6 protein-coding genes and 1 pseudogene are annotated in these 9,122 nt (G+C 65.9%); 6 read left to right on the top strand and 1 reads right to left on the bottom strand.

The window, feature by feature from the left end; translation table 11 throughout:
* Both PMI42_RS24945 and PMI42_RS24940 read left to right on the top strand, forming a co-directional pair.
* Positions 1 to 222: pseudogene (locus PMI42_RS24945) on the top strand (hypothetical protein); the annotation flags it as partial.
* A gap of 392 nt (positions 223 to 614) precedes the next feature.
* Positions 615 to 2,291: a methyl-accepting chemotaxis protein gene (locus PMI42_RS24940; protein ID WP_008139222.1), complete on the top strand. Its 1,677-nt coding sequence runs from the start codon at positions 615 to 617 to the stop codon at positions 2,289 to 2,291.
* Between the two features lie 122 nt (positions 2,292 to 2,413).
* Here the strand turns inward: PMI42_RS24940 and mutS are convergent, their stop codons facing one another.
* Entirely contained in the window at positions 2,414 to 5,152 is a 2,739-nt protein-coding gene (gene mutS / locus PMI42_RS24935) for a DNA mismatch repair protein MutS (protein ID WP_008139221.1), read from the bottom strand.
* A gap of 368 nt (positions 5,153 to 5,520) precedes the next feature.
* On the opposite strand from mutS, the gene pcaF reads away from it, so the two are divergent.
* From pcaF to pcaG, 4 genes are all read left to right on the top strand, one after another.
* Positions 5,521 to 6,729: a 3-oxoadipyl-CoA thiolase gene (pcaF, locus tag PMI42_RS24930; RefSeq protein WP_008139220.1), complete on the top strand. Its 1,209-nt coding sequence runs from the start codon at positions 5,521 to 5,523 to the stop codon at positions 6,727 to 6,729.
* Positions 6,730 to 6,845: 116 nt separating this feature from the next.
* Positions 6,846 to 7,739: a dioxygenase family protein gene (locus PMI42_RS24925; RefSeq protein WP_008139219.1), complete on the top strand. Its 894-nt coding sequence runs from the start codon at positions 6,846 to 6,848 to the stop codon at positions 7,737 to 7,739.
* A 119-nt stretch (positions 7,740 to 7,858) separates the two neighbouring features.
* Positions 7,859 to 8,560 (top strand): protocatechuate 3,4-dioxygenase subunit beta, encoded by a 702-nt coding sequence (pcaH, locus tag PMI42_RS24920; RefSeq protein ID WP_008139218.1) that lies wholly within the window; start codon positions 7,859 to 7,861, stop codon positions 8,558 to 8,560.
* 1 nt (position 8,561) lies between these two features.
* A partial coding sequence (pcaG, locus tag PMI42_RS24915; protein WP_008139216.1) for a protocatechuate 3,4-dioxygenase subunit alpha occupies positions 8,562 to 9,122 on the top strand: 561 nt, incomplete at its 3' end.

The following is a 9,122-nucleotide window of genomic DNA, read 5'->3' as shown; positions in this document are numbered from 1 at the left end:
GGCGGTCCGCCGCCAGCCGCTGTGCTCGCCAACTCCGCCTGGGGGCTGCTCGGATTCGGCATGGCGATTGCCGTGATGCACGTTGCGGTGGTGCAGTTCGGTTCCGCCATCGGCTTGTGTCTCGCGCTTGGCACCTGCGTCACCTGGAACCTGACGCTGTGGGGGATCGGCCGGCGTGCTCTGTCCAGGACGCGACAGGAGTCGCGGTACCAGAAGCCGTGAGACTACGGACGAGCGCGACATGGCGTCGCAAAAGGATGTGGTCGGGACCCGTTTCACGCCGATGACGAACGCGTCGTCGTCTCAAGCCTTTGAATGAGAAGCATCATTTCAAACCGTGGAGCCGCGATCGGCGCAGCCCTGACTCCGGCGGACCTGCACGAATGGTGCAGTTTTCCGATCATTCTATTAGAACTTTGTTCGAGCTTTTCCCTTACGAATTAAATTGCATACCCGCTTCCGATACCGTCCGCGCCCCGTTTTGGGACCTCACATGAAGCGATCGGACTTGCGGGAACCACCGATTGGAATGCGGCATCGCTGCCGCGCGGTCACATCCCCTTTGTTCCGGTGGGCGCGTTCCCATCGGTGTTATTTCGAATGGAGAGCCTTTGATGTTCGGTCGCAACTCCCGCAGTGACGCGGACGCACAGCTCGCCGCCATCGGTCGTTCGCAGGCCATGATCGAGTTCGCGATGGATGGCACGATTCTGACGGCCAACCAGAACTTCCTGAAGGCGCTCGGCTACTCCCTCGACGAGATCAAGGGGAAGAAGCACGCCATGTTCATGCCGGCCGATCAGCGTGACGGCGCGGACTACAAGGCGTTCTGGGCGCAGCTCAACCGCGGCGAGCCGCAGGCCGCTGAATTCAAGCGGATAGCCAAGGGCGGCCGCGAGGTCTGGATCGAGGCGTCCTACAATCCGGTGCTCGATCATGCCGGCAAGCCGGTCAAGGTCGTGAAGATCGCGACCGACATCACCGCGAAGAAGATCCACGCCATGACGGAGGCCTCCAAGGTGTCCGCCATCAGCCGCGCCCAGGCCGTGATCGAGTTCAAGCTCGACGGCACCATCGTCACCGCCAACGAGAATTTCTGCAAGGCGCTCGGCTATTCGCTCGCCGAGATCCAGGGCAAGCATCACAGCCTGTTCGTGGCCCAGGCCGAGCGCGACGGCGGCTCCTATCGCGAGTTCTGGGCCGCGCTCAACCGCGGCGAATACCAGTCCGGCGAATTCAAACGCATCGGCAAGGGCGGCCGCGAGGTCTGGATCCTCGCCTCCTACAACCCGCTGCTCGACGAGAACGGCAAGCCGTTCGGCGTCGCCAAGTTCGCCACCGACATCACCGCCGAGAAGCTGAAGAACGCCGATCTTGCCGGCCAGATCGCAGCGATCGACAAGGCGCAGGCCGTGATCGAGTTCAACATGGACGGCACGATCATCACTGCCAACGCGAACTTCCTCGGCGCGCTCGGCTATTCGCTGGCCGAGATCAAGGGCCATCATCACAGCATGTTCGTCGACCCGGCCGAGCGCGACGGCGCGGCCTATCGCGAGTTCTGGGCGGCCCTCAATCGCGGCCAGTACCAGGCGGCGGAATACAAGCGCATCGGCAAGGGCGGCAAGGAGGTCTACATCCAGGCGTCCTACAACCCGATCCTCGATCTCAACGGCAAGCCGTTCAAGGTCGTGAAATATGCCACCGACACCACGCGGCAGGTGCTGGTCCGCATGGGCAACGAGCGCGTCCGCGGCATGATGGAATCGGTCGCTGCCGGCTCGGAGGAGCTTAACGCCTCGGTGCGGGAGATCTCCGAGGCGATGACGAAATCGCGCGAGACCGCGATGAGCGCGGTGGATCAGGTCGCCGCCGCCGACGCCCAGGCGCAGCGCCTCACCGAGGCCGCGCAGGCGATGAGCGGCATCGTCGAGATGATCAACAGCATCACCGGGCAGATCAACCTGCTTGCGCTCAACGCCACGATCGAATCCGCCCGTGCCGGCGAAGCCGGCCGCGGCTTTGCCGTGGTCGCCTCCGAAGTGAAGAGCCTCGCCAACCAGGCCAAGCAGGCAACCGACAAGATCGGTGCCGAGATCGGCAGCCTCAACGGCATCTCCGGCGACGTCGTCAGCGCGCTCGGTTCGATCAAGCAGGCGATCAACAATGTCAGCGAATACGTGACATCCACCGCCGCCGCCGTCGAGGAGCAGAGCACGGTGACGAACGAGATGTCGAACAGCATGCAGCGCGCCGCGGCGGAAGCGGCCGCGATCGCGGCAAGGGCGTAAGCCAGGCGCGCAGGATTCGTAGGGTGGGCAAAGGCGCGCCCTTCGCGCGCCGTGCCACGTCTTTCGCTCGACCAACGCGCAGGGCGTGGGCACGCTGCGCTCTGCCCACCCTACGGCACCTTTCACTGCTTCGGCAGCTTGGCCCTCAGCGCATATAAAGCATCCAGTGCCTCGCGCGGGGACATCTCGTCGGGGTGCAGCGCCTTCACGGCGTCCATCAGCAATTCGGCCTCGCTCGGCGGCGCGGCTTCCGCGGCGGCGCGCGAGGGCACGGCGAACAGCGGCAGGTCGTCCACCAGCGCCCGCGCAGTCTGGCCGCGGTCCTGTGCCTCCAGCTTGGAGAGCACGGATTTCGCACGTGTGATCACGGCCGGCGGCAGACCTGCGAGCTTGGCGACCTGGATGCCGTAGGAGCGATCGGCCGAGCCCGGCAGCACCTCATGCAGGAACACGACATTGCCCTGCCACTCCTTCACCCGCACGGTCGCGTTGAACATCCGCGGCAGCTTTGCCGACAGCGCGGTCAGCTCGTGATAATGCGTGGCGAACAGCGTGCGGCAGCGGTTGCTCTCGTGCAGGTGCTCGATCGCGGCCCAGGCAATCGAAAGGCCGTCGAAGGTCGCGGTGCCCCGGCCGATCTCGTCCAGGATCACGAGCGCGCGCTCGCCGGCCTGGTTGAGGATCGCGGCCGTCTCGACCATCTCCACCATGAAGGTCGAGCGTCCCCGGGCGAGATCGTCGGCGGCGCCGACGCGGGAGAACAGGCGGTCGATGATGCCGATCCGCGCGCGCGTGGCCGGCACGAAACTTCCGATTTGAGCAAGAAGGGCAATCAACGCGTTCTGGCGCAGGAAGGTCGATTTACCGGCCATGTTGGGACCGGTCAGCAGCCAGAGCTGGCCGGATTTTTGCGCAGGTCCGGGCGAGAGGTCACAGGCATTGGCAATGAACGGCTCGCCATTGCGCTTCAAGGCCTGTTCGACCACGGGATGACGGCCGGCCTCGATGGCGAAGCCGAGGGATTCATCCACTTCCGGCCGCACGTAGTTCTCGTCGACCGCGAGCTTGGCCAGTGAGGTCGCAACATCGAGCAGCGCAAAGCCTTGCGCTGCGGCGCGTAAGTCGTCGCTGATATCGAGCGCCTTGGCGCAGAGTCGCTCGAAGATCTCGAGCTCGAGCCCGAGCGCGCGGTCGCCGGCATTGGCGATCTTGGCCTCGATCTCGCCGAGCTCCGACGTCGTAAAGCGCACCTGGCCCGCCAGCGTCTGGCGGTGGATGAAGGTCGCATTCAGCGGCGCCGACATCAGCTTGTCGCCATGTTGCGCGGTGACCTCGACGAAATAGCCGAGCACGTTGTTGTGGCGGATCTTGAGGCCCTTCACGCCGGTTTGGTCGGCGTAGCGCGCCTGCATCGAGGCGACCACGAGACGCGAAGCGTCGCGCAGACTTCGCGTTTCGTCGAGCGCGGGCTCGTAGCCCTGTCGAACGAAGCCGCCGTCGCGCTTGATCAGCGGCAGTTGCTCGTCGAGAGCACTGGCGAATTCCGCCGCGAGTTCGCGCGACGGACGTTGCAGCGCGGCCATCACGATCGCGATTTCCTGCGGCGGCTGGTCGAGTTCGCCGAGCCGCGCCAGCACCTGGTCGGCGGCGATGATGCCATCGCGCATGCCGGCGAGATCGCGCGGTCCGCCACGGCCGACCGAGAGGCGGGCCAGCGCCCGCGACATGTCGGGCGCGCCGCGCAGGATGCTGCGGATGTCTTCGCGCGCGGCAGAATCGGCAACGAAGGCGCTGACCGCGTCGAGCCGCCGGGCGATTGCCGGCGCATCCGTCAACGGTGCGGCCAGACGTTGCGCCAGCAGGCGCGAGCCCGCCGAAGTCACGGTGCAGTCGATCGCATCGAGCAGCGAGCCGCGGCGCTCTCCGGCGAGCGTCCGCGTCAGCTCGAGATTGGCGCGGGTGGCCGGATCGATCGCCATGGTCGCGCCCGATGCTTCGCGCGCGGGCGGCGACAGCGGCGGATGCTTGCCGACCTGGGTGCGGTCGACATAGGTGACGGCGGCGGCCGCAGCGGTGGCTTCGAGACGCGTGAGCTGTGCCAGCCCGTCCATGGTCGCGACCGCGAAATAATCGCACAGCCGCTTTTCCGCCGTCGCACCGTCGAAGACGTCGCGGGTCACCGGTGTCACCGCCGGCAGTTCGCGCAAGGTCTGGCTCAGTTCATTGTCGCTGTAGAGCGCGTCGGTGACGATGGCTTCGTTCGGGTTGATGCGCGCCAGCGTCGCCGCAAGCTCGCCGCCGGAGCATTCCAGCACGGTGAATTCGGCAGTCGAGATGTCGATCCAGGCGAGGCCAAACCGGTCGCCGCCGCCGGAGGCACGGGCGCGCGCGATCGCCAGCAGGTAATTGTTGGCGCGGGCATCGAGCAGCGTGTCCTCGGTCAGTGTGCCCGGCGTGACCAGCCGCACCACGCCGCGGCGCACCACGCTCTTGTTGCCGCGCGCTTTCGCAGCCGCAGGGTCCTCGGTCTGCTCGCACACCGCGACCCGGTGGCCGGCGCTGATCAGGCGGTGCAGGTAGTCCTCGGAGCGCTCGACCGGCACGCCGCACATCGGGATGTCGGCGCCCTGATGCTTGCCACGCTTGGTCAGCACGATGCCGAGCGTTTTCGAGGCGATCTCGGCGTCCTCGAAGAACAGCTCGTAAAAGTCGCCCATCCGGTAGAACAGCAGCAGGCCCTGATGCGCTGCCTTGATTTCAAGGTACTGTTCCATCATCGGCGTGACGCGCGCGGCGGCTTCCGCCTGCGGTGCGGGCGCTTCGTCTGGGGGCGGTATGGGTATTGGCTGTTGCATTGTCATGGGCGGCGCAACCTACAAAATTTCGTCCCGTGCTCCTATCGCTTTGGCCTGACAGGGGAGGTTTTCCACGTTGTCCGTGTGGCGGAAGCGGCCGCCACATTTCCGTTATCATTCCGGGATGCGCCGCCAGGCGCAGGCCCGGAATCCATAATCCCGGCTCGTGGTTATGGATTCTCAGGTGCGCAATTGCGCACCATAGCTCGCCCGCCGGGCGCCCCGGAATGACGGCTGAATTTCGTGGTGCTTGGCCGAATAAGCCGCCCGCGAAACCGTCAATTGACCTGCCGCGGGCGCCCTCCTAAAACTCCGGCGACATTCAAGAATTTGGAAGAATTCTGGCCGGACCGCGGCATTCAGGGAGAACAACGATGCGTGACGTCTTTATCTGCGATGCCGTGCGGACCCCGATCGGCCGTTTCGGCGGTTCTCTCGCCAAGGTGCGCGCCGACGATCTGGCCGCAGCCCCCATCAAGGCGCTGATGGCCAAACACCCCAATCTCGACTGGGCGCAGGTGGACGAGGTCTTCTTCGGCTGCGCCAACCAGGCCGGCGAGGACAACCGCAACGTTGCGCGCATGGCGCTGCTGCTGGCGGGGCTGCCGGATTCGGTTCCCGGCCAGACCTTGAACCGGCTCTGCGCCTCAGGCCTCGATGCGGTCGGTGCTGCGGGGCGCGCCATACGCTCCGGCGAGATCGAGCTTGCGATTGCCGGCGGTGTCGAATCCATGACCCGCGCCCCCTTCGTGATGGGCAAGGCGCAGGAAGCTTTTTCCCGCTCGGCCGAGATCTTCGACACCACCATCGGCTGGCGCTTCATCAACCCGCTGCTCAAGGCGCAGTACGGCGTCGATGCGATGCCGGAAACCGGCGAGAACGTCGCCGAGGAATTCCAGGTCTCGCGCGCGGACCAGGACGCCTTCGCCATCCGCTCGCAGCTGCGCGCGGGTGCCGCGATCGCGGCGGGCTATTTCGCGGAAGAGATCATCCCGATCACCATCCCCGGCGGCAAGGCCGGCCCGATTACGGTCGACAGGGACGAGCATCCGCGTCCCGAAACCACGCTTGAAGGCCTCGCCAAGCTGAAGCCGATAGTGCGCAATCCCGGCACTGTGACCGCCGGCAATGCGTCGGGCGTCAATGACGGCGCCGCCGCGATGATCCTGGCCTCTGAAGCCGCGGTGAAGAAGCACGGCCTGACGCCCCGCGCCCGCATCCTCGGCCTCGCCTCGGCCGGCGTGCCGCCGCGCATCATGGGCATTGGACCCGTGCCCGCGACCCGCAAGCTGATGGAGCGGCTCGGCAAGAAGATCAGCGATTTCGACCTGATCGAGCTCAACGAGGCCTTCGCCTCGCAGGGCATCGCCTGCATGCGCCAGCTCGGCGTCGCCGACGATGCCGATTTCGTCAATCCGCATGGCGGCGCCATCGCGCTCGGCCATCCCCTCGGCATGAGCGGCGCGCGCCTCGCGCTCACCGCCGTGCACGGCATGGAAAAGCGCGGCGGCAAGCTCGCGCTCGCCACCATGTGCGTCGGCGTCGGCCAGGGCGTTGCCGTTGCGATCGAGAAGCTGAACTGACGGGACGCTGCGCGTCTCGTCATCCGGGGCGGTGCACGCGCACCGAACCCGGGATCTCGAAATTCCGGGTTCAGCCCTGCGGTCTGCCCCGGAATGAAAGGGAGAAGGATGGCGGCATGATCATCGAGCGCGAGCAGGACGTCACGGCCGCGGCACTGGCGGTGATGGAGCGGACATCCGATCCGCGGCTGCGCCAGATCATGGTCTCGCTGGTCAAGCACCTGCATGCCTTCGTCCGCGACGTTCGCTTGACTGAAAAGGAATTCCGCGACGCTACGGCTGTTATCGCCGAGCTCGGCGAGCTGACGACCGACACGCACAACGAGGTCGTGCTGATGGCGGGCTCGCTCGGCGTCTCGCCGCTGGTGTGCCTGCTCAACAATGGCGATCAGGGCAATACGGAAACGGACCAGTCCCTGCTCGGACCGTTCTGGCGGCTGAACTCGCCGCGGGTCGAGAACGGCGGCTCTATCGTGCGCTCGGAGACGCCGGGCGCGCCGCTGTTCGTCAGCGGCCGGGTCGTGGACAAGGAGGGGCGTCCTGTCGCAGGTGCAGAGGTCGATGTCTGGCATGCCTCGCCGGTCGGCCTCTACGAGAACCAGGACCCCGATCAGGCCGACATGAATCTGCGTGGCAAGTTCACGACCGACCAGAATGGACGTTTCTCGTTCCGCTCGGTGATGATGATCGGCTATCCCATTCCGACCAACGGTGTGGTCGGCCGCCTGCTGGAGGCGCAGAGCCGCCACCCCTATCGTCCGGCGCATCTGCATGCCCTGATCCTCAAGCCCGGATTCAAGGTGCTGATCTCGCAGGTCTACGACCCCAACGATCCCCATATCGACAGCGACGTGCAGTTCGGTGTGACGCAGGCGCTGATCGGCAAGTTCCAGCGCCACGATACGCCGCATCCGACTGCGCCCGACGTCGCGACGCCCTGGTATTCGCTCGACCACACCTACCGGCTCGAGGCCGGCGAGGCCGTGCTGCCGCGCCCGCCGATCAAATAGGGTGCTGCCGGCGGGCCCGGGACGCCTGCCAAACCGGCTTCCCTAGATTAGTTATATTCTATAATGATCGGGGGAAGCGTTGACCGGCCGGAGCAGAATGGCCGGGGAGGAGTTCGCCCATGACATTCATCTATCCCGTCGATAGCAACAAGGCGCATCCGCTGCCGCTGTCGCCCGAGTACAAGAGCTCGATCAAGCGCGCGCCGAACAAGCCCTTGATCCCGATGCGCCACACCCTGTCGGAATTGACCGGTCCGGTCTATGGCCACGAGACCGTGCGCGAAGGCGATGCCGATCTCACCACCCAGCACAGCGGCGAGCCGATCGGCGAGCGCATCATCGTGCATGGCCATGTGCGCGACGAGGACGGCCGCGGCGTGCCGAACTCGCTGGTCGAGATCTGGCAGGCAAATGCCTGCGGCCGCTACGTCCATGTCCGCGACCAGCATCCGGCGCCGCTCGATCCGAATTTCACCGGCGCGGGCCGCACCGTGAGCGACGCCGCCGGCTATTACCGTTTTGTGACGATCAAGCCCGGCGCCTATCCCTGGGGCAATCACCACAATGCCTGGCGTCCGGCGCACATCCATCTCTCGGTGTTCGGCCATTCCTTCGTCACGCGGCTGGTGACGCAGATGTATTTCCCTGCCGATCCGCTATTCCCGTTCGATCCCATCTTTAACTCGGTGCCGGACGAGAAGGCGCGGGCGCGGATGGTCTCCTCGTTCGACCTCGAGAACACCCAGCCCGAATGGGCGCTGTGCTACCGCTTTGACATCGTGCTGCGCGGCAAGAACGCCACGCCCATGGAGAACCACTAACGTGCAGGATTCTGTGAAACCCGACGGGATCACCCCTTCGCAAACCGTCGGTCCGTTCTTCAAATACGGTCTGACACCGACCGGCGAATATGCCTGGAACGACGCGTTCACCAACTCGACGCTGACATCAGACGTCACCGGCGATCGCGTCCGCATCGAGGGCCGGGTGTTCGACGGCGATGGCGTCGTCGTGCCCGATGTGATGCTGGAGATCTGGCAGGCGGACGCGCAGGGCCGCTTCGCCGATCCGCAGGACAAGCGCGCGCTGCCCAATGCCAGCTTCCGCGGCTTCGCCCGCTGCGGCACCGACAAGGACGGCCATTATTCCTTCGAGACCATCAAGCCGGGCGCGCTGCCCGACCCCGATGGCAAGCCGCAGGCGCCACACATTCTCCTTGCGGTGTTCGGCCGCGGCATGCTGCGGCATCTCTACACCCGGATCTATTTCGGCGACGAGGCCGGCAACGCCGCCGATCCCGTGCTGGCGCTGGTACCGGCCGACCGCCGCGCCACCCTGACCGCGGTGCGCGAAGCCGGCAAGCCGGTCTATCGGCTCCCCCCC

The organism is Bradyrhizobium sp. YR681 (assembly GCF_000282615.1).
Lineage (GTDB): Bacteria > Pseudomonadota > Alphaproteobacteria > Rhizobiales > Xanthobacteraceae > Bradyrhizobium.
This window is presented reverse-complemented; position numbering and strand designations above follow the sequence as displayed.